Source organism: Knoellia sinensis KCTC 19936 (genome assembly GCF_000768705.1).
GTDB classification, from domain to species: domain Bacteria; phylum Actinomycetota; class Actinomycetes; order Actinomycetales; family Dermatophilaceae; genus Knoellia; species Knoellia sinensis.
In genome coordinates, this window is the sequence record NZ_AVPJ01000022.1 from 1 (window position 1) to 24,082 (window position 24,082).

Consider the following 24,082-nt stretch of genomic DNA (forward strand, 5'->3'; position numbering starts at 1 on the left):
CCGAGGAATTCGGTGAGTTCGGGACGGGTGGGCCTACCAGTCGTGCAATTGCGTAGTTCTGCCTGTCCGTCGGCCGGCCCGGGAGGACACTCGGAGGGGACAGGAGGCGCCGATGAGCGCAGACGAGGAACCCCCCGAACCGCCAGCCACGCCACCGCGGCCGCGACCCGAGTTGGCGACGATGCTCGCGACCGAGCACTGGAGCCTGCTCGGCACTCGTTCGATGACCTGGAACGAGGTCATGAGCCGGATCTCCATCCTCCTGACGGTGATGTCGGCGTTCCTGGTCGTTCTCGCGCTCGTGGCCCAAGCGGTGGGCTTCGACCGATCGCTCCTCGGCTTGGCGATCGGGTTCGCGGCGGCATCTCTCGTGCTGGGTAGCCTCACAGCGATGCGGGTGGCGATGGCCAGCGCGGAGGACCTGCAGCTCGTGCGCGCCATGAATCGGCTGCGCGCCGCCTATGTCGAACTGGCGCCGGAGATCGCGCCCTACCTCACCGCGTCAACCCACGACGACGACGCGGGGATCATGTCGACCTTCACGCTGGGCGGCCGACGGTCCATGGTGGCGCTGGTCATGGGGGGCACGGGCTTCTTCGTGGGCGTCATCAACACCTTGGTGGCTGGCGCTCTGGGTGGGCTGGTCGGCGTGCTGGCCCGCTTGTCGCCGTGGGCCATTGGCCTGTGCGGTGTCGCAGCAGGAGTGTTCTGGTTCCTCCTGCAGGCCGCGCTGGTGAATCGCTTCTTCGGAGGGCCGCTGGAGGACGTGCGCTTCCCGTCGGCCGACTGACGACGACTGAGCCTGTCGGTCAGCGGCCAGCGGCCAGCGGTCAGCGGTCTGCGTCAGCGGTCAGCGTCAGAGGTCGGCGAGGAGGCGGGTGCGGAAGACGTCGAGGACCTGGTCCAGTCCCTCGCGGGTCGGCTGCCCCGGCTCGTCGATGAGGTGCTCGGTGAGCGTGGAGTGGGGCGGTAGCACCCCGGCCGGATTGGCAGCCTCGTCCGCCAGTTCGATCGCGACGAAGCCGTCGCCGAGGACCTTCCTGAGGTGGGCGAAGCGTTCGGCCGGCACGAGCCGATCGCCCTTGAACCGGAGACCGAGCACCGTGAGGCCGGCCGCGCACCGTGCGGCGACCACGGCCATGTCCTCCGGTGAGGTGTCGATCGCGGCCTTTTGTGCCGGCGTCACGCCGAGGGGCAGTGACGGCTGCGCGAGAACCGGGGCGAGGACCCGCTCGTCCGTCGCCATGGCCAGGGCAAACCCACCTGTGAGGCACATGCCCACGGCGCCGACACCGGGGCCGCCGCAGCGCTGGTGCTCGGCGGCCGCGAGCTCACGCAGCCACGGCACCACGGGCGAGGTTTTCCCGGTGGCGAACAGTGTGAACTCTCTGCTCACGCACATGGCGACGCCCGCGCGTGCCATGGCCACGGCGGCACCGAGCAACCCGGCGGAGTCGGGATTCGGATCGTGACCCACCCGCCCGAACAGGACCGGGATCACGACCGTGCAGCCGAGATCCCGGACCTGACGCGCGAAGTCCAGCACGCGCGGGGTGACCCCGGGGATCTCGGCGATGACGATGACCGCTGGCCCGCTGCCGGAGCGGAGGATCTCGTGGGTCACCCCCCGACGGGTGAAGGTCTCGCGAGCGAAGTCTGCGGCGGCGTCGTCGGTCACGAACGTGAACTTCCCACATTCTGTCGAGCCGCGTCGGCGTTGGTTCGGGAACGGACGCCCTTGGCGAGGAACTTCCGCTGCGCACGGCGTCCCTGCTGGACGAGCATCGGGGTGAGCAACAACTGGACGCGGGGGAACACGTCACCGAAGCGCACCTGCAGACCGCGCCACCCCGGGAGGGCGGTGACCGGCCGCGGGCGATCGAGGACGCGCCCGACAGCGGTCACGACCTCCTCGGGCTGGAGCAACTTGCCCGAGAAGGAGAGGGCGGCCTCCGGATCGTCCAGCTTGTCGTGAAGCATCGGCGTCCAGATGCCATCGGGGCAGACACACGAGATGTCGATGCCCTCGACACCAGCCAGCCGAAGGTCGGCGAGCGTGCTCAGACTGAAGCCGATCGCGGCGTGCTTCGAGGCGGCATACACCGCTTCACCCGGCACGGCCGTGAGGCCGGCGAGCGAGACGATGTTGATGATGTGACCGGTGCCGCCACCGACGCCGCGCATCGAATCGATCGCGGCGAGGGTCCCGTTGATGGCACCGAGGGCATTGACCTCGAGCATGAGACGGCGCTGCTCCTCCGTCTGTTCCCAGGCTGGACCGGTGAACAGGACACCGGCGTTGTTGACCCAGACGTCGATCTGTCCACTGCCGACCAGGGCCGCGTCACGAGCCTCGCGCACCTGGGCCTCGACACGCACGTCGACCACGCGCCAGCCTGCGGCGCCGATCTCGTCAGCACTGGCCTGGGCGGTGGCGGCGTCGACATCGGTGACGAGCACGGCATACCCGCGTTGCACGAGTAGGCGAGCGATCTCCTTGCCGAGCCCACGTCCGGCACCGGTGACGACCGCGGCTCCGCGACTGCTCATCGCTGACCCGGGGTGATCGTGCCGTAGGAGATGCCGCCGTGCACGAAGGTCGGGACGACTGGCCAGAAGCGCTTCCACGGGGCGAGCTCGGTCGAGGGGAGGATCTGGAGCCAGCGGGGGTCGCGCTTGCTCGGGTCCGCCATGACCTTCTCCTTGATCATGGAGTCGTACTGGTCGAGCGAGTCCTCGAGGGTGTTGGCGTTCGGGCAGATCTCCCGTCCGAAGGCCTCGTGGTACTTGCGCACGCCGGGGATCTTGGACAGTTCGGGCTGCCAATTGTCGAGCGAGATGCCGTTCTCGGAAGACACCCAGACGCCGTCGGGGGTGTTGATGCACAGGGAGTGGTTGCCGTCGGTGTGGCCCGGGGTCCAGAGGAGCGTGATGCCGGGGCCGAGCTCGATGTCGCCGTCGAAGGTCACGAACTTCTCGGGGTCGACGCCGCCGAGGCCCCCGTCGACGTACCACGCCCACTGCATGGGGTGGAGCGACTGCAGGGTGGCCAGTTCGCGGCTGTGGACGAGCATCATGGCGTTGCCGAAGAGCGGCGTCCGTGTGGTGCTCTCGCCGGGGATGACCTCGGTGGAGCCGAGGATCATCCGCGGGTCCTGGACGTGGAGGTGGTCGAAGGTGCAGAAGTCGATGTCCTCGGGCGTCAGCCCCAACTTCGTCAGGACCTCGCCGGGCTCGTTGTAGTACTTCAGCGCGAGCTTCTCGAGGTGCTTGCCGCCCGGGATCTTGTCCATGATGCCCTGGAGGTTCTCGTAGAACGGCGCTTCCGCCGATCCCGCAGGAACGGTCGGCTCGAAGACGAGCGTGCGTGCCTGCCCATTCCAGTCGTCGTACTGGACGACGATCATCCGGTTGATCATGGAGATGAGCGGGAACGTCGGCACCGAGACGGCGTCGTGGAACGCGTACTTCACGGGGTAGGGCGCGGCCGCGATGTCGATGGACTTCACCGCGCGCACCTGTCCCTGCGTGACGAACCGCTTCTTGTATGCCGCGGCGGAGTCTCGGACCGCGTCCAGTCGGGCGCCGCGGGGCCACACGTCGTGCACCCCCTCGAACTCGGGAATGGTGCGGGCACCGATGGACTCGAGGTCGGTGCGCGTGGGGGCGACGGTGGCGTCAGTCATCCTTGACTCTCCTGGTCGATGTTACTGGTGGTCACTACTGCCCAGTATCGGCCACGCTCGACCTCAGAACTTGACTCAGCACGACAACCTCGCTCGTGGTGTCTGCGGATTCAGCGGCCAGAACATCCTGTGATGTCTCAGGACATCGCGGACACTCTCGGCTCACTTATCGCAGACGCAAGGAGTCAGGCTCGGGCGTCGCGGCGGACCGCGCGGGGGCTCCGGCCCTCCCACCGGCGGACAGCGCGAGTCAGGGTCGACTGCTCACCAAACCCCAGAAGGGACGAGATCTGGGTCATCGGCAGGTCGGTGGTCGTGAGGTAGCGGTGTGCAGCTTCCCGGCGCACGGAGTCGACGACGGCATCAAACGTCGTGCCCTCCTTGGCGAGGTGCCGCTGCAACGTGCGCGGGTGGGTCTGGAGGAGGCGCGCGATGGTGCTGAGCGACGCCGGTGCACTACCCAGCAGGTCGGCGACAGCGAGTCGCACCTGCGTCCCGACCGTCGTCCGTGGGTCGACGTGACGGCTTGTGAGGTGGGCGACCGCGCGCGTGTGGATGGCGGCGTTGGCTCCCTCGAAGGTTTCGTCGAGGACCGCGCTCATGGCACGCATCGCCGCGACATCCGTCCCGAACCGCACGTCCTCGACTCCGAAATGCTCGACATATCGCCCGACCGGCGAGAGCGGCGCGTGCGACACGTCGACCGACCGCAGGCCATATCTCTCGCCGAGGATCGACACCGCGATGCGGTGCATGAGGCCGAGCCCCAGCTCGATGCCCTGGGGTGAGTAGGTCGACTCCCGCAGGTCCTTCCGGTACGTCAGCGCGAGTACCCCCGGCACGCCACGGGGATCTGGCTCGAGCCCAACGCTCAGGGCGGGGGAGTGGATGAACATGAACCGCGACGCGCAGGCGAGGGCCTCCCAGACCGTCGACGAGGCCTCGATCGCCACCGCGAGGGGTCCGAGGATCGTGATGTCCTGCCAGCTGGCGAGGCGCAGGCCGAGGTCGGGACAGCCCAGCTCGAGCGCCGCGGCATCGAGCATGAGGTCGTGCTCGGTGATGGGGACCAGGGCGTCGTCGGACTCGAGCGCGGCCGGTTCGATCCCGAAGCGGCGGCACAACTCGTCAGGTTCGCCACCCAACTCACGCACGAGTGGCGCGAAGCCGCGCAGGCTCGCGGCGCGAATCATCGGACCCATGACTGAACGCTACGGCGAGTGCGGCCAGACGCCGGACGTGCCGCGGCGGTGCGAGTCGAGCAGGTGGGTGTCGACGATGCCGATCGCCTCCATGAGGGCGAACATCGTCGTCGGCCCGACGAACGTGAACCCCTTGCGCTTGAGGCCCTTAGACAGGGCCAGCGACTCCGCAGACGTGGTCGGCACCTCGGCAGGCGTCCGCGGTCGAGGCGTCGACGTCGGTTGGAACGACCACACGTATGCCGCGAGGTCGCCCTCCGCGTCGTCGCGCAGTCCCAGCGTGGCGCGGGCGTTCTGAATGGTGGCGAGGACCTTGGCCCGATTGCGGACGATGCCGACGTCGGCCATGAGCCGCTCGATGTCATCGTCGCCGAACTGCGCGACCGTGTCGGGCGCGAAGTCCGCGAACGCCTCACGAAAGGCGGGTCGCTTGCGGAGGATCGTCGCCCACGAGAGACCGGACTGGAACGCCTCGAGTGAGAGCCGCTCGAACACCCCTCGCTCGTCGCGCACGGGCATGCCCCACTCGGTGTCGTAGTAGTCCCGCAGCATCGGGTCGACAGACGCCCACGCGGGACGCGCCAGGCCGTCGTCCCCGACCACGACCTCGCTCATGACGAGGCCTCGCTCACGCGACGTCCCCGCGAGCCGCCACGACCGCCTCGACGAACTCGTGCGGGTCCTCGACCGAGACGCCGAGGCGCCCCGAACGGTGCACGACGGTCGCCATCGGGCCGCCGACCCGGTAGGCCCACTTGCCACGGCCCTCCCAGCGCATGCCCCAGCCGTAGCCGACGCCGTTGACGTGATCGCCGGCGCCGACGTCCGTGACGTCGCTCATCGCGACGGTGCGAGAGCTCAGGGTGTAGTGGACGTGGATCGCGGAGTCCGTGACGGTCACGGTGACCGCGGCTCGGGCGATGAGCCAGCCCAGGCCCATCAGGCTCAGGAGAACCAGAGCCCCGAGCCCGATGCTCCAGCCACCCATGCTCGCGATCACGAGGCCGGTGACCACACCGATCGCCGCGACCACCGCGCCGGTGACGACGAGCGGAGCGCTGGGCGTGACCACGGATCGATAGCGCGGAGCACCGAGGGCCGTCGGTTCGGACATCTCAACCCTTCTTCAGAGTGATGAGCGGGATCTCCGGCGACGCGGCGACGCGCACGGGCGGGCCCCAGGTGCCGGCCCCACGACTCGTGATCACCGGAACTCCGTCGACCACCGCATGGCCTTCGAGCATGGGTTGTTGCAGCGGCACGAACAGGTCGAAGGGCCAGACCTGGCCGCCGTGGGTGTGACCGGAAAGCTGGAGGTCGACGCCCCGGTCACGCGACTCGGACGCCATCCGTGGCTGGTGGGCGACATAGAGCGTGAACGTCTCATCAGTGCCCGCGAGTGCCCGATCCGCGTCCGGCGCGAACTCACCCTCACCCTCCATGTCGTGGACTCCGGCGACGGCGATGGCGGCGTCACGCACGGTGACGACCTCGGACTCGTTGGCGAGGACGGTGATGCCGAGCCGCTTCCACTCGGCCACCCACTCAGCCGTGGTCCCGGTGTACATCTCGTGGTTGCCGGTGACCGCGAAGACCCCGAGCGGTGCACGGAGGCCGGCCAGGGGCGCGATGTCGGCACGATGGCGCTCGAACGGCGCATCCACGACGTCGCCGGACAGCACGATGAGGTCGGGCTCGGCCGCGTTGACGTCCTCGACGACCTTCCGGGCGAAGTCGGCGCCATGGACCACGCCGGCGTGGAGGTCGGTGACGAGGGCAACGGTCGTGCCGTCGAACTCCTCGGGCAGCTCCGCGGACGTGTGCGTCGTCCGGGTGATCGTCGGGTTTGTTGCCGCCACGACGCCGTATGCCGTCACGCCCAGTGCCGCCACCACCACCAGGCCCGCTGTCGCCCGGTTCCACCCACGCACGCGCCCGGACCTGACCTCCCGCGGCGTCGCCAGCCAGAGCACGAGGGCGCCCAGCTGAGCCACGGCGAGGCCGAGGAGGAGGTAGAGCGCGACCACGAGCCAGGTCAGTGCCGCTGCGGCCACCGGCCGGGTGTCGTCGGCAGTGCCCCACCGGAGTCCGCCTGAAAGGGCGACCACCGAGAGGGCCGTGAGGGCGACGAGAAGGGCGCTCACGGCATACCTCCACCGCGTCCGCCAACCGGGCGCGACGACAAGGCGACGGTGCAGATAGAAGGTGAGGAGCCCGACGACGGTCAGGGCAACAAGGGCGAAGAGCGGCACGCAGAAATCCCAAGGGGTCGTGATGGAGCACTCATGCTCGCACGATGCGGCGACACGGCTTCGCGTGGTCTCATGGGGGCAAGCGTTCTGCCTACTTCGGAGTATTCAATGAAGAGCCTCCATGTCGACGTGCTCGTCGTCGGCGCCGGTCTTTCCGGCGTGGGCGCCGCATGTCGCCTCGCCCAACTCAGCCCCGACCGATCCTTCGCCGTGCTCGAGTCGCGCGAGACCAGCGGCGGCACCTGGGACCTCTTCCGCTACCCGGGGGTGCGCACCGACTCGGACGTCCACACGTTCGGCTACCCGTTCCGCCCGTGGGAGGGCAAGCACACCCTCGCGTCCGGCGAGAGCATCCGCGACTACATCCGTGACACGGCACGCGAGTTCGAGGTCGAGGACCGTATCCACTACGGCCAGCGGGTCATCTCGGCGGCCTTCTCGTGGGGGACGGGCCGATGGACCGTGAAGTCCGAGACGATCGACGGGCTCATCGAGCACACGGCGACCTTCCTCTACCTGTGCACCGGCTACTACTCCTACGACACCGGGCACGTGGTCGACTTCCCCGGCCGCGCCGAGTTCGACGGGCCGATCATCCATCCGCAGTTCTGGCCCGAGACCTTCGACCCGACGGGCAAGCGCATCGTCGTCATCGGGTCGGGGGCGACCGCCGTCACGCTCGTGCCGGCGCTCGCGGATCGGGGTGCTGCGCACGTGACGATGCTTCAACGAAGTCCGAGCTACGTGCTCCCGATCCCGGGATCCGACGCCCTCGGCGCGGGAGCGGGCGCCATCCTTCCGAAGCGCCTCGGCCAACGACTGGTCCGTGGCAAGAACCTGCTGCTCAACGTCGGCCAGTACGAGTTGAGCCGACGCTTCCCACGTGCCTCTCGGCGGGTGATCGCGGCGCTCAACCGGGCCTACCTCGGCAAGGACGCGGTGCGTGAGCACTTCACGCCGCGCTACGAGCCGTGGGATCAGCGGATGTGCTTCGTCCCGGACGGTGACTTCCTGCGGACCCTGAAGTCAGGGCGGGCCAGCGTCGTGACCGACACGGTCGACACGTTCACGCCGACGGGCATCCGCGTCGGGAACGGCGATGAGATCCGGGCTGACGCCGTCGTGACTGCCACCGGGCTGCGCATCGAGGTCGCCGGTGGCATCACCTTCACCAAGGACGGTCAGATCTTCGACCCGAGCGACAGTTGGTTCTACAAGGGCGCGATGTTCGGTGGGGCTCCCAATCTCGCCGTGTGTCTGGGATACACGAACAACTCGTGGACACTGCGTGCCGACCTGACTTCGCGCTTCGTGTGTGCCGTGCTCAACGAGATGTCCGCCCGCGGCGCGGCGACGGCGACCCCACGACTCGATCCGGACCTCGACGAGGGGGAGCCGCCGTTCGAGCTGTCTGCGGGCTATGTCCAGCGCTCGCGCCACCTCTTCCCGAAGCAGGGCACGAAGAAGCCGTGGACGGTGCGGCAGAACTACTTCCACGACCGCCGTCTGATGTCGCCGAAGCGGGTCGACGACGGCATCCTCGAGTTCGCCGCACTTCCGGAGAAGCCGTCCGTCGACTCGCTGCCGCTGGGGGCTGTCGTCGGGGGTTCCTAGACTGGTCGGCATGAGCCTCACCATCGGTGCCCACGTCGACCAAACCGACCCGCTTGCCGAAGCCGCCGCGCGCGGCACGACGCTGGTGCAGTTCTTCCTCGGTGATCCGCAGGGCTACAAGGGTCCCGAGGTGCGTTATGCCGGGGGAGCCGCCGGTCTGCGAGCCGACGCGGAGGCTGCCGGAGTGGATCTCTATGTCCACGCGCCCTACATCATCAACGTCGCGACGACGAACAACAGGATCCGGATTCCGTCGCGCAAGCTCCTCCAGCAGCACGTCGACGCGGCCGCCGAGATCGGCGCCAAGGGGCTCATCGTCCACGGTGGCCACGTCAACAAGTCGGATGACCCCGAGGTGGGCTTCGACAACTGGCGCAAGGCGATCGAGGCCACGGACCTCAAGCTGCCACTGCTGCTCGAGAACACTGCGGGAGGCGACAACGCGATGGCTCGATACCTCGAGCGCATTGCCAAGGTCTGGGATGCGATCGGATCAGCGTCACAGGCCGACCAGGTCGGCTTCTGCCTCGACACCTGTCACGCCCACGCCGGTGGCAACAAGCTCGAGACTGTGGTGGACGACATCCTCGCCATCACGGGACGGATCGACCTCGTCCACTGCAACGACAGCCGTGACGCCTTCGACTCGGGTGCCGACCGGCACGCCAACTTCGGTGCCGGGCAGATCGATGCGGACCTGCTGGCGGGCGTGGTGCGGTCCGCGGATGCACACGTGGTGTGCGAGACGCCCGGAGGTGCCGACGAGCACAAGGCTGACTTCGCCTGGCTGCGGGAGCGGCTCTGATCGTGGGTGCGAGGACGGTCTCGACGAGCGAACCTGCCCTGCCTGAGGGGGTGCTGACCCGTCCGCGGCGGCTGGCTGACGGCGACCGTGTCGTGGTCGCCTCCCCGAGCGGTCCAGCACCTCAGGACCGGATTGCGACCGGCGCCGCGATGCTCCGGGGCTGGGGCCTCGAGGTCGACGTCGCGCCGAGCGCAGGAGCACGCTCCCAACGGTTTGACTACCTTGCGGGCGACGACATCGCCCGCGCCCAGGACCTGCAGGATGCCTGGTGCGATCCGTCGGTGTCGGCGGTCCTTTGCGCACGGGGCGGCTACGGCGTGCAGCGCATGCTCGAGCACCTCGACTGGGACAAGATGCGCGCGGCCGGGCCCAAGGTGCTGGTCGGCTACAGCGACATCACCGCGCTCCACACGGCCTTCGCGACGAAGCTCGGTGTCGTCACCCTGCACGGGCCAATGGTGGCGACCGAGGTGTTCGTCAACGACGAGCGCAGCGCCGAGCACCTGCGCCGCACCCTCTTCGAACCCGACTCCACGACGACGCTCATGTCGGACGCGGCGCGTCCGGTGGTCCCCGGTCGGGCGAGCGGCGTGACCCTCGGTGGTTGCCTCAGCCTGCTGGCCGCCGAGGTCGGTACTCCCACAGGACATCCGTCAGCGGCCGGCGCGATCCTGCTGCTTGAGGACGTCGACGAGAAGGCGTACCGGATCGACGGCTACCTGACTCACCTGTTGCGTTCGGGGTGGCTCGAGGGAGTCGCAGGCGTGGCCGTCGGTTCCTGGCAGGGTTGCGAACCCGTGGAGGACCTCGTGCGCGACCGACTCGGCGGGCTCGGGGTGCCGATCCTCTGGGACCTCGGGTTCGGTCACTGCCCGAGCACGATCACCGTGCCACTGGGCGTCGCAGCAACGCTCGATGCCAACGCAGGCACCCTGATGCTGGACACCCCCGCCCTGGTCTGACCGCAGGCGAGGGCTCAGGCACGGCTGCTCGCACGCTGTGCCTCTGCCTGTGCGACGTGGCAGGCCGCCCGGGAACCCGTGCCACCGGCCAGAACCTCAAGGTCCTGGGTCCGGCACTGTGTGGCCACGCCTGCCTCATCGGCCAGACCGCCGGCAAGGACCTGACAGCGGACGTGGAACCGGCAACCCCCGGGGATGCGGGTCGGGTCCGGTGGCTCACCCGTGAGGACGACCGGCTCCCCGCCCTCGGGAAGTACGGACAGCAGGGCCTGGGTGTACGGGTGCGAGGGTGCCGTGAGGATCTGCTCGACTGGTCCAGTCTCGACGATCCGGCCGAGATACATCACGGCGACTCGGTCGGCGATGTTCCAGGCGAGGCCCAAGTCGTGCGTGACGACCAGCGCCGCCAGCCCCAGTTCGTCGCGCAGACGGAGCAACAGCGACAGGATCTCGCCGCGCACCGATGCGTCGAGCGAGGCGACGGGCTCGTCGGCGACGATGACCGTCGGGTCGAGCACCAAGGCGCCGGCGATGACCACCCGCTGTCGTTGGCCGCCGGACAATTCGTGTGGGTAGCGGAGGAAGAAGCGCTCCGGTGGTCGCAGCCCAGCGCGGGAGAGCGCGTCGGCCACCCGCTCGCGCTCGTCGGTGGCTTCGCCGTGGATGCGCAGCCCCTCTGCGACCGCGTCGTAGACGGTGTGGCGCGGGTTGAGGGATCCACTCGGATCCTGCAGCACGAGTTGTGCCTCGCGCCGATAGGCCTTGAGGGCCTTCCCGCTGTAGGACAACGGCGCACCCCGGTAGGCCACGACGCCGGCCGTCGGACGCTGCAGGCCGAGGAGGGTGCGCGCGAGCGTGGTCTTGCCGCAGCCGGACTCGCCGACGAGCGCGACGATCTCACCCGGGCTGACCTCCAGGTTCACGCCATCGACGGCCCGGGCGGGGCTCCCGCCCCGGCGACCGGGGAACTCGACGTGAAGGTCGGTGGCCTTGAGCAGTGGCTTGAGGTCGCTGGTCATCGAGCCACCTTGGTCTCGGTCGGTTGTTGCACGTGACCCGCGAGCGACGCACCCTGGTCGGGAAGGACGAGCACGCACGCCGCGTCGTGGCGGTCACCCACGGACCAGAGCCGGGGGTCGATCACGTCGCACTGCTCGCGTCGCGACGGGCAGCGCGGATGGAACGCGCACCCTGTCGGCAACGACTCCGGGTCGGGCGGGTCGCCGGCGAGTCCGTGCGGCCGCAACCGTGAAGAGGGGTCACCGATGGTGGGGAACGCTGCTGAGAGTGCCGCGCTGTAGGGGTGCTTCGCCTGATGGTGGACGTCCCGCGCTGGACCCACCTCGACGACGCGGCCGGCATACATGATGGCGAGACGGTCGCAGACGTCGGAGAGAACGGACAGGTCGTGGCTGATCATCAGCAGGCTGATGCCGGAGCCGGCGACCAGATCGTCGATGAGCCCGAGGATCTGCGCCTGGACCATGACGTCGAGTGCGGTGGTGGGCTCGTCGGCGATGATCAGGTCGGGACGGCACGCGAGCGCCATCGCGATCATCACGCGCTGTCGTTGACCGCCGGACAACTCGTGGGGATACGCACTCGCACGAGCGGCCGGCATACCGACGTCTTCGAGAAGCTGTGCCACACGAAGGGCGGCTCCAGACTCGTCGATCCTCTCGTGGAGCACGATCGGTTCGGCGATCTGCCGACCGATCGTGTGAACCGGGTTGAGGGAGTGCATTGCCCCCTGGAAGACGATGGAGGCGCCGGCCCACCGCACGGCGCGCAACCGCCCCCACGTCATGTCGACGACATCCTCACCCGCAAGGACGACGCGACCGGTGACCGTCGCGGTGGCCGGGAGAAGACGCAGGAGGGCCAGTGCGAGGGTGGACTTGCCCGACCCCGACTCGCCGGCGATCCCGAGTTTCTCACCTCGAGCGAGTTCGAGGTCCACGCCGCGCACGGCCGCGATGTCTTCGCCGCGGGCTCGGTAGGTGACAGTCAGATCCTGAATCGACAGGAGTGTCTCGCCCATCATCGGCTCCTGAGTCGCGGGTTGAGGACGCCCTCGATGGCGCGCCCGCAGAGCGTGAAGGCCAGGGCCACCAAGGCGATCGCGATGCCGGGCGGGAGGATGTACCACCACATGCCCGAGCTCACGGCACCCGTGTCACGAGCGGCCTGGATGGTGCTGCCCCACGACGGCACCGTCGGGTCGCCCAGACCGAGGAAGGCGACGGTCGACTCGGTGAGGATCGCGCCGGCGACCATGAGGGTGGTCTGCGCCAGAACGATCGGCATGACATTGGGCAAGACGTGTCGGGACATGACGTGCCAGTGGCCTCCGCCCAGGGCGCGCGCCCGCTCGATGTACGGTCGCGCCTCGACGGCGAGGGTCTGGGCGCGGACCAGACGCGCAGTCGTCGGCCAGGCCGTGACTCCGATGGCAATGATGATGGTGGAAAGGCTGCGTCCGAGGACGGCTGCGAGGGCCACCGCCAGCACGAGGGTGGGCATGACGAGGAACCAGTCGGTGACCCTCAGCAGGGCGGCGGAGAGCCAGCCGTGGAAGTGCCCGGCCAGGATGCCAATGAGCCCTCCCACGGCGATGGAGATGAAGGTCGCAGCGAAGCCCACGGTCAATGAGACACGAGAGCCCCACAACACGAGGTCCAGCACGGAGCGACCGGATCGATCGGTGCCAAGCAGGAACTCCCCGCTCGGAGGCTGGAGGGGCTCGCCGGGCGGCCGCGTGACGCTGAGCGCCTCCTCACCCACCACCCAGGGGACGAGCAGGGCGGACAAGACGAAGAGCGACAGCACCGCGAGCCCGAACAGCCCAGCACGGTTGCGACGGTACTCGCGCCAGAACGTCGCGACGGCCCGCCGACGCCGGGCCCACGTGAGTTGACGTGGACTCGTCCTGGCCGACCCCGACGAGGTATTCGTCGTCATGGTCGCACCCGCGGGTCGACAATGGGATAGAGAAGGTCGGAGATGAGGTTCATGAGGATCACCGTGGCGGAGAAGATGACGAACAGGCCCTGGACGAGCGGGAGGTCGGGCACGCTGAGTCCCTCATAGAACAGCTTGCCGAGTCCGGGCCAGGAGAAGACCGTCTCGACGAGGACGGCCCCGAAGAGCACGAAGCCGACGTTGATGAAGACCAGAGTCATGGTGGGCAGCAGGGCGTTGGGGACCGCGTGCCGCCGCTTCACGTCACTGTCGCGCAAGCCCTTGGCGCGGGCGGTGACGAGGTAGTCGGAGCCCATTTCGTCGAGAAGTGACGACCGCATCACCATGAGGTACTGGGCGTAGACCACGGCCACGAGAGTGACGAGCGGCAGCACCATGTGGTGCGCGACGTCGAGGACGGCCTCGAAGCCCTCCACTCCAGGTGTTTTCATGCCGGATGTCGGGAACCACCCCAGCCCCGAGCCGAAGATCACGATGAGGATCAGGCCGAGCCAGAAGCTCGGTACCGACCAGAGCGTCAGCGCGACCCCAGTGTGGACACGGTCGGAGGTGCTGCCGTGTCGCCACGCTCCCTGCAGGCCGAGCCAGAAGCCCAGGAGCGCGGATACGACAAGGCTGGCCCCGACGAGCAACACGGTGGGGCCAAGTCGTTCACCGACCATGGACAGGACCGGCCGGTGGTACTGGAACGACTCGCCGAAGTCGAAGCGGAGCACCCCGAGCAGGTAGGTCGCGAACTGCTCGAACACCGGCTTGTCGAGCCCGAACTCGCGTGCAAGGGCCTCCTTCTGCTCGATCGTCACAGGTCGTCCGTGGGTCATCACCCGCACGGGGTCGCCCGGCACGATCCTGAAGAGGAAGAAGCTCGTGAAGATCACGGCGAGCAGCGACACGGCTGCGCCGAGCAGCCGTTGACCGACGTAGGCCGCGGTTCGGCGGACGGCCTCACGGTCACGTTCGCGCTCGAGGCGAGCCCCCGGCATACCGGAAGGCTGGTCCCGCACCTCCTCGAGGTGCGGGACCGCGCTCGTCGGGACGATGTCTGCCACGCGGGCTACTCCCGGTCGTCGGCAGTGGCACCACCGCGCCGGCGGGCGACGAGGAACGCCCCTCCGAGTGCGGCGAGGGCTGCGGCGCCGACACCGACGACCAGACCCGTGTTGCCGGTGGTGCCGCCGGAGTCCTCGTTCGACTCCTCACCCGCGGGCGTTGCGGACCACCAGGACCAGTAGCCGTCCTGGCCGTTGAAGTTGCCACCAGGGTCGGGCTGCGGGGTCATCGAGCCGATGACGTCGCTGCGGAAGGCCTCGAGCTGGTCGGCGTAGCCCCACACCACGAAGATGTTGTCCTTGTAGAGGATCTCCTGCATCTGCTTGACGATCTCGGCGCGCTTGGCGCGGTCGAGCTCGGCGAGTTGTGCGGCGTAGAGCTTGTCGTACTCGGGGTTGCAGTAGTAGGCGTCGGACAGGTACGGCCCGCCGACCTTGGCCGGCAGCCCGGAGCATCGGTTGATGCCGAGGATGTAGTCGGGGTCGGGGTTGACGCTCCAGCCGGTCGTGAGGATGTCGTAGGTCCCGGCGTCGAGGAGGGCACCGACCTCGGAGACGGGCAGGACCTTGAGCTCCATGCCGGCTTCCTTGGCCCACTCGCGCATCATTTCGGCGGCCTGGATGTATTGAGGATTGTTGGCGTGCACGTTGAAGCGGAACGACAGCTTCAGACCGTCCTTGGCCCGTATGCCGTCCGCCCCCTTCGCGTAGCCGGCTGCGTCGAGGATTTCGTTCGCCTTGGCGACGTCGAACCCGACGGCCTCGGCGTCGCTGGGCTCCCAGTGGTAGTCGGAGTAGCGCGACGGGATGTAGCCGCCGTTGGCCTCACCGAAGCCGCCGTAGGCCGTCTTGTAGATCGCCTCACGGTCGATGGTGCGCACCAGGGCTTCGCGGACGACCGGGTCCTTGAGGGCCTTGTTGCCGTCGCCGAACTCGGTGCCGTCCTGCAGCTTCGCCCCCGGGTTGAGCGTGATCGCTTGGAAGCGCTTGCCCTTGGCCTTGTTGACCGTGATGTTGTCGGCGCCCTCGAGGCTGCGGGCCTGGGCCGGTGTCAGCCCTGAGACGAACGAGACCTCGCCGGCCTTGAGTGCCTCGACCTGTGCGTCAGGATCGGTGATGTAGCGGAACACGAGCTTGTCGAACTTGGGTGCGCCTCGCCAGAAGTCCTTGTTGGGGACGAGGGTGATGGAGTTGTTCACGTCGTGCTCGCTGAGGATCCAGGGGCCGTTGCCGACGACCGGGAACTCCTTGTCGTTGTTGAACTTCGCGAAGTCCCCCGCGTTCTCCCACTTGTGCTTGGGCAGGATCGGCACGTCGAGGGCGAGCATCGTCGCCTGGGGAGCCTTGAGCTTGATGACGAGCGTCCTCGGGTCGGGGGCGGTCACGCTCTCGAAGTTCTCGACGAAGTTGCCATTGGCGGTGGCCGCGGCCTCGTCCTTCATCATCGTGTCGAAGGTCCAGCGTGCGTCCTCCGCGGTGACGGGCTGGCCGTCGGACCAGTTGGTCTCGCGGATCGTGTAGGTCCAGGTCAAGCCGTCCTCGGACGTTTCCCACTTCTCGGCCAGGGCGGGGATGGACTCGCCGGTCTTGGGGTCGTAGTTGGTGAGGAAGTCGTACATGAGCCGGCCCAGGCTCGTGGTGATCAGGCGTACCGCCAGGAAGGGACTGAGTGAGTCCACCTCCTGTGACACCGCGATGGTGAGAACCTTCTCCTCGCCCGCCGATCCCTCCGCGGGGGCCGCCTGAGCCGACGCGCCTCCGACGAGGAGGGCGGCGAGCAACCCCAGAATGCTGACGACACCGGCGACGGCTCGGCGTCGCCGACGCCCCACCCGCCATTCAGGAGTCGTTCTCGCGTGGCTGTCCCTCGACCTGACCATGGCTGTTCCCTCGCTCGTTCGGACGACGTTGTCTCTGGTGCGAGTCGCACACCGATGGCCACGCTAGGGCAACTTAGTTTCTCTATGGACCCCTAGTGCGTGAATATTGTTCAGTCCGTTATCCGCGACCGGCTCCGCGCTACAGCCAGCGGCGAACTCGCGATGCGTAGTCCGTGTAGTCGGCGCCGAACTCGCGCGCGAGGAATCGCTCCTCCGGGAGGATCGCGCCCCAGTGCAGCAGGGCCGCAGCGACGGGGACCATCAGCAGGGCCCAGACCGACGGAATGAGCAGAGCGATGCCGGCGTGGAGCACCAGCATGCCGAGGTAGAGCGGATTGCGTGACAGCGAGAACGGCCCTGACTCCATGATCACCGTGGTTGCCTGACCGGGGAGCAGCCCGGTTCGTTGGCGGTGGAAGAGGATGAGCGCCCAGCCGTTCCACAGCACGAACAGCATCACGAGGAGCCAGCCCAGCGGCACCCTCCAGGCGCCCATCGAGAATGGATCGCCGATCAGCCACGTCACCATGGCGCCCACCAGGAGTGGGCCTCCCACAGCGATCGGCGGCCACAGCCGGAAGGGAACCGTGGCGGGTTCGCCCGTACCAGCAGAGCCGGGGCTGGACATGCACAGAGCGTAGTCCCGCGGCTGCTCGACTTTGTGCCCCGTTGGGACACGCGCAGGGAGGCCTTCGGCCAACGCTGCGTGTCCCAACGGGGCACAAAGTCGGAGAGTCAGTCGGCGCGACTCATCGTGCGGAGCCCGACGACCAGGCCGAGTGCGGCGACTCCCACCGCTGCCCCGATGCCGGCCAGGACCGTGCCGGCAGGGAAAGTGCCCGCGAACAGGGCGCGTTCGGCCTCGACGATGTAGGCCAGCGGGTTGAGGTCCCCGAGGAACCTGAGCCAGCCCGGGGCTCCGTCGTCGATCGGCAGCAGCACGCCGGCGAGCAGCAGCACGGGGAAGATCAGGGTCTGTTGCACGGTCCAGAAGATCCAGTCCTGGCCCTTCGACACCAAGGCCAGGGCGAACGACAACGACCCGACGCCCACGGCGAACGTCGCGATGATCGCGAGCCCGACGATGACTCCCACAGGGTGCAGGTCGAACGAGAAGGGCGTGACGACCGCGACGATCAGGATGCCCTGGGCAAGGACGGGCACGACCTCCTTGAGGGCGCGGCCGACGAGCAACGCGGAGCGGCGCAGCGGCGACACGAGCAGCCGTTCGTGAGAGCCCGTGTTCATTTCGAGCGTGAGGTTGGATCCGGTCATCGAGGCACCCATGAGTGCGGTCATCGCGATGATTCCGGGGACGAACCACTGCAGGGCCGAGCCCGTTCCGACGTCGGGAAGCAGGGGTGCGAAGAGCGCCAGGAAGACGAGCGGCTGAACCATGGCGAAGAGGATGGACGCCGGTTCGCGGAGCATGGGCTTCAGCTCGCGCGTCATGACGTTCCAGGTGTCGGCCACGAAGCCGGGCGTGCGGCGCCGGGATTCGGGTCCGGCGGCCATCTCGGTCGCACGAGCGGGGGAGGCCTCGATGGTGGTCATGCCGCTTCTCCTTCGTCGGTGGTGCTGTCGGTGCTGGTCTGGTTGCTCTCACGCAGGCTGCGCCCGGTGAGGTGGAGGAACACGTCGTCGAGCGTCGCGCTCACGACCTCGATCCGTTGTGCGGGTGTGCCCGTCGAGGCGAGGTCGGTGACCAGCGATGGGGCGAGGTCGCGTCCATGGGGGACTCGGATGTCGACGCTGGTCCCGGTGGTGGTGACGGACGCCCCGTCGAGTCGCTCTGCACGCGCCGCTGCCGCCGAGGCGTCCTGCGGTCGTGCGAAGCCGAGCGACACCAGGTCGCCGAGACCGGCCTTGAGCGCGGTCGCGGTGTCGTCGGCGATGACGAGTCCGTGATCGATGACGATCACACGGTCGGCGATGGCGTCGGCCTCTTCGAGGTAGTGCGTCGTCAGCACGATCGTCGTCCCGAGATCACGGTTGAGTCGTCGGACCTGTTCCTGGAGGTTGACCCGATTCTGTGGGTCCAGTCCGGTGGACGGCTCGTCGAGGAACATCAGCCGCGGCTGGTGCACGAGGCCGATGGCGACGTCGAGTCGGCGCCGCTGCCCGCCGGACAGGGTCGAAACCGGCCGCATCGCGTGTTCGGTGAGGTCGAAGGTCTCGAGCAACTCGTCGGCCTGTCGGTTCGCCTCCGACCGCGACAGTCCGTGCGCGCGCGCCTGACTCACAACTTCGTCGCGCCCCCGCTGCTGGTGGGCCGCCGCGTTGCCCTGGCCCACGTAGCCGATCGACTGGCGCACGGCCCGCTGGTCGCGGACGACGTCGAAGCCGGCGACCTCGGCGGTTCCCGACGTCGGCGCAATGAGGGTCGTGAGCATGCGAAGGGTGGTCGACTTGCCGGCGCCGTTGGGCCCGAGGAGTGCCACGAGCTCTCCGTCGTGGACCTCGAGGTCGAGTCCGCGAACGGCCTCGACGGTCTGCTTGCCCCGGGTGAAGGTGCGGGTGAGGGCCGAGGTCCTGATGACCGGGCCGCTGCTCTTCCTGCCTGTTGTGGTGTCCATGTCGACCACGCTAGGAATTGCTTAGGACAGGTTCTGTCCTCAATCGAATCTAGTCTCAAAGACATGTCGACGAGTGCGCGGATGCTCAGCCTCCTGTCCCTGCTGCAGACCCACAGGTATTGGCCGGGAGACGAGTTGGCCGCGCGGCTCGATGTGAGCGGGCGGACCCTCCGCCGTGACATCGAGCGACTCCGGGACCTCGGCTACTCCGTCGACGCCACCCGCGGCGTGGCTGGTGGCTACCAACTTCGAGCGGGTGGGCAGCTTCCACCGCTGCTCCTCGAGGACGATGAAGCCGTCGCGATCGCGGCCGGCCTGCGCACCTCGGCAGCCGGTTCGGTCGGCGGACTCGAGGAGACCTCGGTGCAGGCACTCGCGAAGGTGGTCGCGCTCATGCCGCCGCGCTTACGACGCCGGATGGATGCGCTCGCCTCCCAGACAGACTCGCCCGAGCCGTGGTCCAGGGGTCCGACGGTGGATGCCGCGATCCTCACGACGCTCGCACAGGCCTGCCGTGACGACGAGTCGATCACCTTCGACTACGTCTCCCGCGATGCGGACTCCACGCATCGGCGGGTCGAGCCGCACCGGCTCGTCTCCCTGGGTCGTCGGTGGTACCTCGTCGCGTGGGACCGCGACCGCCAGGACTGGCGTTCGTTCCGCGTCGACCGGGTGAGCGAGCCGGGACTGACCGGTCAACGCTTCCGCGCGCGGGATCTCCCGACCGAGGACGCCCTCACCTTCGTCCGAGCCGGCTTTCGTGCCATACCGCAGAGGTATGCCGTGCGGGTCCGCGTGGATGCCCCCGCCGACCGCGTGTCGACGACCGTGGGTCGTTGGGGCGACGTGACACCTGTCGCCGATGACGCGTGCCTCCTGGAGATGAAGGTCGACTCGCTCGAGTGGCCGGTCATGCTCCTTGCCTCGCTCGATGCTCCTTTCGCGATCGACGCACCGGACGAACTGCGCTCAGCCTGCGCCGCCGCGGCCGCCCGCCTCGGAGCAGCTGGCGCCGCACGCACACTCAGGTGAAGAGCGGTGAGAGTGCTTCGACGAGATCAGCCGCCGTGCGCGATGCCGCTCCTTCGAACTCGCCCACCTCGAACCCCACGACCTCGGAGCCGGCCGCCGCAGCAGCACAGGCGCGCAGGTCCTCGAAGGTGAGCCCCTCGCTCACGGAGTAGTCCGTGCGCACGAGGCCCGGCTCGAGGACGTCGCAGTCGAGATGGAAATAGACGGGGCGTCCGTCGATGGCCTCGGCCAGCCGGTCGCCGATCCCGGGGCCGGGGGCGACGAAGGCGACGCGACCGGCGTCGAGGTGAGCCTGTTCGGCGGGGTCGATGTCCCGACATCCGACGAGGATCGCCTGGCCCTCCGGCAAGCCTCCACCAAACCCTGAGTCCCACCAACCCAACGGACCGGAGAGAGCCATGCCGCCCAGAAATCCGGTGTCACTGTTGTCGGGCACGTTGATGTCGGCGTGCGCGTCGAGCCAGACCACCACCGCGTCGGGACGGTGACGAAGCACCACCGGCTGGGTGGCGAGGGCCACGGCGCAGCGCGTGATCGCGAGTGCTGGGCGTGCCCCGCTCGCCAATGCGTCGTCCACCGCACCCGCCATGAGCTGGAGGTCGGCCCGGGCGCGCACGAGTTCCCCGTCCCACCGTTGCGGCTCGGCGGGCCCGGGGGTCCCAATCACCTGTGGCGCCACGGCAAGTCGCTCGGCCAATGCAGCGGCGACGTCGGGGGACGCGGACATCGCGTGGTCGTTGTGGTCGCCGGCCGGACCGACGTAGTTCAGGACCTTCCACGGGGACACCATGGGCCATTCTCACACGGGCTTCGTCACCGACTTTGTGCCCCATTGGGACCAGTTTGCGCTCGGCGCACTGGTGCTGGGACGGTCCCAATGGGGCACAAAGTCGAAGGTGGTTCTGCGATAGTCTTGGCGCGATGTCACGGCAGCTGCTTCTTCCGCAGCCGCGCTGACGGTCCACACAGGACGTCACCGCGGCGAACCCCTCCTGCGCGAGGGGCTTTTTTGTGGCCAGAGGCACCGATGACAGAGGCACCGATGAGGCAAGGATGAGATGAGCGAGACGGCGCACCGTTACACGGCCGAGCTGGCCGACCAGATCGAGCTGGCCTGGCAGGACCGCTGGGAGGAGAGCGGCGTCTTCAACGCGCCCAACCCGTCCGGTCCGTTCGCCGACCCCGAGAAGGTCGCCTCCTACGACGGGGGCCACATGCTGGTCCTCGACATGTTCCCGTACCCCAGTGGTGCCGGGCTGCATGTCGGACACCCGCTCGGCTACATCGCCACCGACGTCTTCTCGCGCTATCACCGCATGCTCGGCAAGAACGTCCTGCACTGCCTGGGCATGGACGCCTTCGGCCTGCCGGCGGAGCAGTATGCCGTCCAGACTGGTCAGCATCCGCGCGTCACCACCGAGGCCAACATCGTCATCATGAAGCGGCAGCTGCGTCGCCTCGGGCTGGGCCTGGACAACCGGCGGGCCATTCGGACGATGGACCCGGAGTACTACCGCTGGACGCAGTGGATCTTCCTCAAGATCTTCAACTCCTGGTACGACCGCGAGGCAGTGCGCCCCGACGGTGGCCTCGGGCGCGCGCGCCCCATCACCGAGCTCATCGCCGACTTCGAGTCCGGTGCGCGGGCATTGCCGGACGGAGACGAGCGTTCCTGGAGTGACCTGAGTGCCGTCGAGCGCGCCGAGGTCATCGACTCCCACCGACTCGCTTATGCCTCCGAGGCTCCCGTGAATTGGGCACCCGGCCTCGGGTCGGTCGTGGCCAACGAGGAGGTGACCAACGACGGTCGCTCCGAGCGCGGGAACTTCCCCGTGTTCAAGCGCAACCTGCGCCAGTGGATGATGCGCATCACCGACTACTCCGACCGCCTCGCCGACGACCTCGACCGCGTCGAGTGGCCGGAGAAGGTCAAGGCCATGCAGCGCAACTGGATCGGTCGCAGCCACGGCGCTCGCGTCGCCTTCCAGGTCGTGGGTGCGCCTGACGGCACCGAGCCGATCGAGGTCTTCACGACCCGTCCGGACACCCTTTTCGGCGCGACCTTCATGGTCCTCGCTCCGGAGCACCCGCTCGTCGACTCCCTTGTCCCACAGGGGGAGTGGCCGGCAGGCACGAACCCGACCTGGACGGGAGGTGAGGCGACTCCGGAAGCGAGCGTGACGGCATACCGGCTGGCCGCCTCGCGCAAGAGCGACGTCGAGCGCCAGATGGAGGGCAAGGACAAGACGGGCGTCTTCACCGGCGCCTACGCGTCCAACCCGGCCACGGGGACCGAGATCCCGATCTTCATCGCCGACTACGTCCTCATGGGCTATGGCACCGGCGCGATCATGGCGGTGCCCGGCCAGGACGAGCGTGACTGGCACTTCGCCGATGTCTTCGACCTGCCCAAGATCCGCACGGTCCAGCCGACCGAGGGTCACCCGGAGGACGAGGCGTTCGGTGGCGAGGGCCCGGCGATCAACTCGGCCAACGACACCCTCGACCTCAACGGCAAGCCGATCGCCGAGGCCAAGGCGGCGATGATCGACTGGCTCGTCGCGCAGGGCTTCGGCGAGGCCACGGTGAGCTACAAGCTGCGCGACTGGCTGTTCAGCCGTCAGCGCTACTGGGGTGAGCCGTTCCCCATCGTTTTCGACACCGACGGTGTGGCTCACGGTGTGCCCGAGTCGATGTTGCCGATCGAGCTGCCCGAGGTTCCCGACTACAGCCCGCGGACGTTCGACCCCAACGACGCCGCGAGTGAGCCGGAGCCGCCACTGGGCCGGGTCCGCGAATGGGTCGAGGTGGAGCTCGACCTCGGTGACGGGCGAGGTGTCCAGAAGTACCGCCGCGAGACCAACACGATGCCCAACTGGGCCGGGTCGTGCTGGTACCACCTGCGCTACCTCGACCCGGAGAACCACGACGAGCTCGTCTCCGCCGCGACCGAGGAGTACTGGGTCGGGCCGCGCGAGACGCCGGTCGCTGGCGCTCCGGCCGGGACGCGCGACCCCGGCGGCGTCGACCTCTATATCGGCGGTGTCGAGCACGCGGTGCTGCACCTGCTCTATGCCCGCTTCTGGCAGAAGGTGCTGTTCGACCTCGGTCATGTCTCGAGCGAAGAGCCGTTCCGCACGTACTTCTCGCAGGGCTACATCCAGGCGCCGGCCTACCGTGACGACCGCGGGCAGCCGGTCGAGGCCTCCGAGGTCGAGGAGTCGGTGGGTGAGGACGGCCAGTCCGCCTTCACGTGGCGGGGCCAGCCGGTCACTCGGGAGTTCGGCAAGATCGGCAAGTCCCTCAAGAACATGGTGTCGCCGGACGACATGTACGCCGCGTACGGCGCCGACACACTGCGCCTCTACGAGATGGGCATGGGGCCTCTGGACCAGAGCAAGCCCTGGGACACACGTGCCATCGTCGGCTCGCAGCGCTTCCTGCAACGCCTGTGGCGCAACGTCGTCGACGAGGAGACTGGCGAGGTGCGGGTCGTCGACGAGCCCATCGACGACGCGACGTCGCGCATCCTGCACCGGACCATCGACGCGGTCCGCAGGGACTACGACGAGCTGGGCTTCAACACAGCGATCGCGCGGCTCATCGAGTTCAACAACGCGCTGACCAAGCTCGACGCGGTGCCCCGCGCCGCCGCCGAGCAGATCGTTCTGATGGTCGCGCCGCTCGCCCCGCACATCGCCGAGGAGTTGTGGAGTCGGCTCGGCCACGCCGAGTCGCTGACGCACGAGGACTTCCCGGTGGCCGACCCGGCCCTGCTCGTCGAGGACTCGGTGACGTGCGTCGTCCAGATCAAGGGCAAGGTTCGGGACCGCATCGAGGTGCCGTCGGACATCAGCGAGGACGAGTTGCGTGAGAAGGCACTCGCCCTGCCCAAGGTCGTCGAGGCGACGGCGGGGGGAGTTCGGACGGTCATCGTGCGCGCGCCCAAACTCGTCAACGTCGTCCCGCTCTGACCGGCGCTTCCTGCAACTTTGTGCCCCGGTGGGACACGATGACGGAGGCCTTCGGCCGACGGATCGTG

At 68.4% G+C, this 24,082-nt stretch carries 22 protein-coding genes; 6 read left to right on the plus strand and 16 right to left on the minus strand.

Translation table 11 applies throughout. The annotated features are described in order from the left end of the window. Window positions 1-112 precede the first annotated feature (112 nt). The gene (locus N802_RS17800) at window positions 113-790 is read left to right on the plus strand and encodes a hypothetical protein (RefSeq protein ID WP_035919048.1); all 678 of its coding nucleotides are present in this window, start codon (window positions 113-115) and stop codon (window positions 788-790) included. Window positions 791-856: 66 nt separating this feature from the next. Here the strand turns inward: N802_RS17800 and N802_RS17805 are convergent, their stop codons facing one another. The 7 genes from N802_RS17805 to N802_RS17835 all read right to left on the minus strand — a co-directional run bounded on the left by N802_RS17805 (window position 857) and on the right by N802_RS17835 (window position 7,140). Further along, window positions 857-1,678 (minus strand): dienelactone hydrolase family protein, encoded by an 822-nt coding sequence (locus tag N802_RS17805; RefSeq protein ID WP_035919051.1) that lies wholly within the window; start codon window positions 1,676-1,678, stop codon window positions 857-859. Further along, a complete protein-coding gene (locus tag N802_RS17810) occupies window positions 1,675-2,550 on the minus strand; it encodes an SDR family NAD(P)-dependent oxidoreductase (protein ID WP_052110138.1) in 876 nt (291 codons plus the stop codon). Before N802_RS17810 ends, N802_RS17805 begins: the two co-directional genes overlap by 4 nt. After that, complete coding sequence (locus tag N802_RS17815; protein WP_035919057.1) at window positions 2,547-3,686, minus strand: MBL fold metallo-hydrolase; 1,140 nt, start codon at window positions 3,684-3,686, stop codon at window positions 2,547-2,549. The genes N802_RS17810 and N802_RS17815 overlap by 4 nt, the downstream gene beginning before the upstream one ends. A 185-nt stretch (window positions 3,687-3,871) precedes the next feature. Further along, a complete protein-coding gene (locus N802_RS17820) occupies window positions 3,872-4,888 on the minus strand; it encodes an AraC family transcriptional regulator (RefSeq protein ID WP_035919058.1) in 1,017 nt (338 codons plus the stop codon). 9 nt (window positions 4,889-4,897) lie between these two features. Then, window positions 4,898-5,503, minus strand: a complete 606-nt coding sequence (locus N802_RS17825) for a DNA-3-methyladenine glycosylase I (protein WP_035919062.1) — start codon at window positions 5,501-5,503, stop codon at window positions 4,898-4,900. Between the two features lie 13 nt (window positions 5,504-5,516). Continuing rightward, complete coding sequence (locus tag N802_RS17830; protein WP_035919067.1) at window positions 5,517-6,002, minus strand: hypothetical protein; 486 nt, start codon at window positions 6,000-6,002, stop codon at window positions 5,517-5,519. 1 nt (window position 6,003) lies between these two features. Further along, the gene (locus tag N802_RS17835; protein ID WP_052110139.1) at window positions 6,004-7,140 is read right to left on the minus strand and encodes a metallophosphoesterase; all 1,137 of its coding nucleotides are present in this window, start codon (window positions 7,138-7,140) and stop codon (window positions 6,004-6,006) included. Between the two features lie 108 nt (window positions 7,141-7,248). On the opposite strand from N802_RS17835, the gene N802_RS17840 reads away from it, so the two are divergent. From N802_RS17840 to N802_RS17850, 3 genes are read left to right on the plus strand one after another with little or no spacing between them, the layout of a single operon-like run. Then, complete coding sequence (locus N802_RS17840) at window positions 7,249-8,754, plus strand: flavin-containing monooxygenase (protein ID WP_035919069.1); 1,506 nt, start codon at window positions 7,249-7,251, stop codon at window positions 8,752-8,754. 10 nt (window positions 8,755-8,764) lie between these two features. Then, a complete protein-coding gene (locus N802_RS17845) occupies window positions 8,765-9,559 on the plus strand; it encodes a deoxyribonuclease IV (protein WP_035919071.1) in 795 nt (264 codons plus the stop codon). 2 nt (window positions 9,560-9,561) lie between these two features. Further along, entirely contained in the window at window positions 9,562-10,521 is a 960-nt protein-coding gene (locus N802_RS17850; protein ID WP_245613992.1) for a S66 peptidase family protein, read from the plus strand. Between the two features lie 14 nt (window positions 10,522-10,535). Here N802_RS17850 and N802_RS17855 read toward each other — a convergent pair whose 3' ends face one another. The 8 genes from N802_RS17855 to N802_RS17890 form a co-directional block, all read right to left on the minus strand. Continuing rightward, window positions 10,536-11,540: an ABC transporter ATP-binding protein gene (locus tag N802_RS17855; RefSeq protein ID WP_035919072.1), complete on the minus strand. Its 1,005-nt coding sequence runs from the start codon at window positions 11,538-11,540 to the stop codon at window positions 10,536-10,538. After that, window positions 11,537-12,562, minus strand: a complete 1,026-nt coding sequence (locus N802_RS17860) for an ABC transporter ATP-binding protein (RefSeq protein WP_035919074.1) — start codon at window positions 12,560-12,562, stop codon at window positions 11,537-11,539. Before N802_RS17860 ends, N802_RS17855 begins: the two co-directional genes overlap by 4 nt. Next, on the minus strand, window positions 12,562-13,482 hold the full coding sequence (locus tag N802_RS17865; protein ID WP_035919078.1) for an ABC transporter permease: 921 nt from the start codon (window positions 13,480-13,482) through the stop codon (window positions 12,562-12,564). The genes N802_RS17860 and N802_RS17865 overlap by 1 nt, the downstream gene beginning before the upstream one ends. After that, the gene (locus N802_RS17870; RefSeq protein ID WP_035919082.1) at window positions 13,479-14,552 is read right to left on the minus strand and encodes an ABC transporter permease; all 1,074 of its coding nucleotides are present in this window, start codon (window positions 14,550-14,552) and stop codon (window positions 13,479-13,481) included. The genes N802_RS17865 and N802_RS17870 overlap by 4 nt, the downstream gene beginning before the upstream one ends. 5 nt (window positions 14,553-14,557) lie before the next feature. Then, complete coding sequence (locus N802_RS17875) at window positions 14,558-16,432, minus strand: ABC transporter substrate-binding protein (protein WP_035919084.1); 1,875 nt, start codon at window positions 16,430-16,432, stop codon at window positions 14,558-14,560. A gap of 139 nt (window positions 16,433-16,571) precedes the next feature. Continuing rightward, complete coding sequence (locus N802_RS17880; RefSeq protein ID WP_084072331.1) at window positions 16,572-17,060, minus strand: methyltransferase family protein; 489 nt, start codon at window positions 17,058-17,060, stop codon at window positions 16,572-16,574. 107 nt (window positions 17,061-17,167) lie between these two features. Further along, complete coding sequence (locus N802_RS17885; RefSeq protein WP_156971499.1) at window positions 17,168-17,986, minus strand: ABC transporter permease; 819 nt, start codon at window positions 17,984-17,986, stop codon at window positions 17,168-17,170. After that, window positions 17,983-19,008 (minus strand): ABC transporter ATP-binding protein, encoded by a 1,026-nt coding sequence (locus N802_RS17890; RefSeq protein ID WP_052110142.1) that lies wholly within the window; start codon window positions 19,006-19,008, stop codon window positions 17,983-17,985. Before N802_RS17890 ends, N802_RS17885 begins: the two co-directional genes overlap by 4 nt. Window positions 19,009-19,071: 63 nt before the next feature. On the opposite strand from N802_RS17890, the gene N802_RS17895 reads away from it, so the two are divergent. Beyond that, window positions 19,072-20,040: a helix-turn-helix transcriptional regulator gene (locus N802_RS17895; protein WP_156971500.1), complete on the plus strand. Its 969-nt coding sequence runs from the start codon at window positions 19,072-19,074 to the stop codon at window positions 20,038-20,040. Here N802_RS17895 and N802_RS17900 read toward each other — a convergent pair. After that, window positions 20,033-20,830, minus strand: a complete 798-nt coding sequence (locus tag N802_RS17900) for an arginase family protein (protein WP_035919090.1) — start codon at window positions 20,828-20,830, stop codon at window positions 20,033-20,035. The genes N802_RS17895 and N802_RS17900 overlap by 8 nt on opposite strands. A gap of 268 nt (window positions 20,831-21,098) precedes the next feature. On the opposite strand from N802_RS17900, the gene leuS reads away from it, so the two are divergent. After that, the gene (gene leuS, locus N802_RS17905) at window positions 21,099-24,014 is read left to right on the plus strand and encodes a leucine--tRNA ligase (protein ID WP_035919092.1); all 2,916 of its coding nucleotides are present in this window, start codon (window positions 21,099-21,101) and stop codon (window positions 24,012-24,014) included. Window positions 24,015-24,082 lie beyond the last annotated feature (68 nt).

Excerpts from the sequence above, each read along its gene's own strand:
- N802_RS17800 (WP_035919048.1), top strand. The coding sequence starts at position 113 with ATGAGCGCAGACGAGGAACCCCCCGAACCGCCAGCCACGCCACCGCGG.
- N802_RS17810 (WP_052110138.1), bottom strand. The coding sequence starts at position 2,550 with ATGAGCAGTCGCGGAGCCGCGGTCGTCACCGGTGCCGGACGTGGGCTC.
- N802_RS17815 (WP_035919057.1), bottom strand. The coding sequence starts at position 3,686 with ATGACTGACGCCACCGTCGCCCCCACGCGCACCGACCTCGAGTCCATC.
- N802_RS17820 (WP_035919058.1), bottom strand. The coding sequence starts at position 4,888 with ATGGGTCCGATGATTCGCGCCGCGAGCCTGCGCGGCTTCGCGCCACTC.
- N802_RS17825 (WP_035919062.1), bottom strand. The coding sequence starts at position 5,503 with ATGAGCGAGGTCGTGGTCGGGGACGACGGCCTGGCGCGTCCCGCGTGG.
- N802_RS17830 (WP_035919067.1), bottom strand. The coding sequence starts at position 6,002 with ATGTCCGAACCGACGGCCCTCGGTGCTCCGCGCTATCGATCCGTGGTC.
- N802_RS17840 (WP_035919069.1), top strand. The coding sequence starts at position 7,249 with ATGAAGAGCCTCCATGTCGACGTGCTCGTCGTCGGCGCCGGTCTTTCC.
- N802_RS17845 (WP_035919071.1), top strand. The coding sequence starts at position 8,765 with ATGAGCCTCACCATCGGTGCCCACGTCGACCAAACCGACCCGCTTGCC.
- N802_RS17855 (WP_035919072.1), bottom strand. The coding sequence starts at position 11,540 with ATGACCAGCGACCTCAAGCCACTGCTCAAGGCCACCGACCTTCACGTC.
- N802_RS17860 (WP_035919074.1), bottom strand. The coding sequence starts at position 12,562 with ATGGGCGAGACACTCCTGTCGATTCAGGATCTGACTGTCACCTACCGA.
- N802_RS17865 (WP_035919078.1), bottom strand. The coding sequence starts at position 13,482 with ATGACGACGAATACCTCGTCGGGGTCGGCCAGGACGAGTCCACGTCAA.
- N802_RS17875 (WP_035919084.1), bottom strand. The coding sequence starts at position 16,432 with ATGGTCAGGTCGAGGGACAGCCACGCGAGAACGACTCCTGAATGGCGG.
- N802_RS17880 (WP_084072331.1), bottom strand. The coding sequence starts at position 17,060 with ATGTCCAGCCCCGGCTCTGCTGGTACGGGCGAACCCGCCACGGTTCCC.
- N802_RS17885 (WP_156971499.1), bottom strand. The coding sequence starts at position 17,986 with ATGACCACCATCGAGGCCTCCCCCGCTCGTGCGACCGAGATGGCCGCC.
- N802_RS17890 (WP_052110142.1), bottom strand. The coding sequence starts at position 19,008 with ATGGACACCACAACAGGCAGGAAGAGCAGCGGCCCGGTCATCAGGACC.
- N802_RS17895 (WP_156971500.1), top strand. The coding sequence starts at position 19,072 with ATGTCGACGAGTGCGCGGATGCTCAGCCTCCTGTCCCTGCTGCAGACC.
- N802_RS17900 (WP_035919090.1), bottom strand. The coding sequence starts at position 20,830 with ATGGTGTCCCCGTGGAAGGTCCTGAACTACGTCGGTCCGGCCGGCGAC.
- leuS (WP_035919092.1), top strand. The coding sequence starts at position 21,099 with ATGAGCGAGACGGCGCACCGTTACACGGCCGAGCTGGCCGACCAGATC.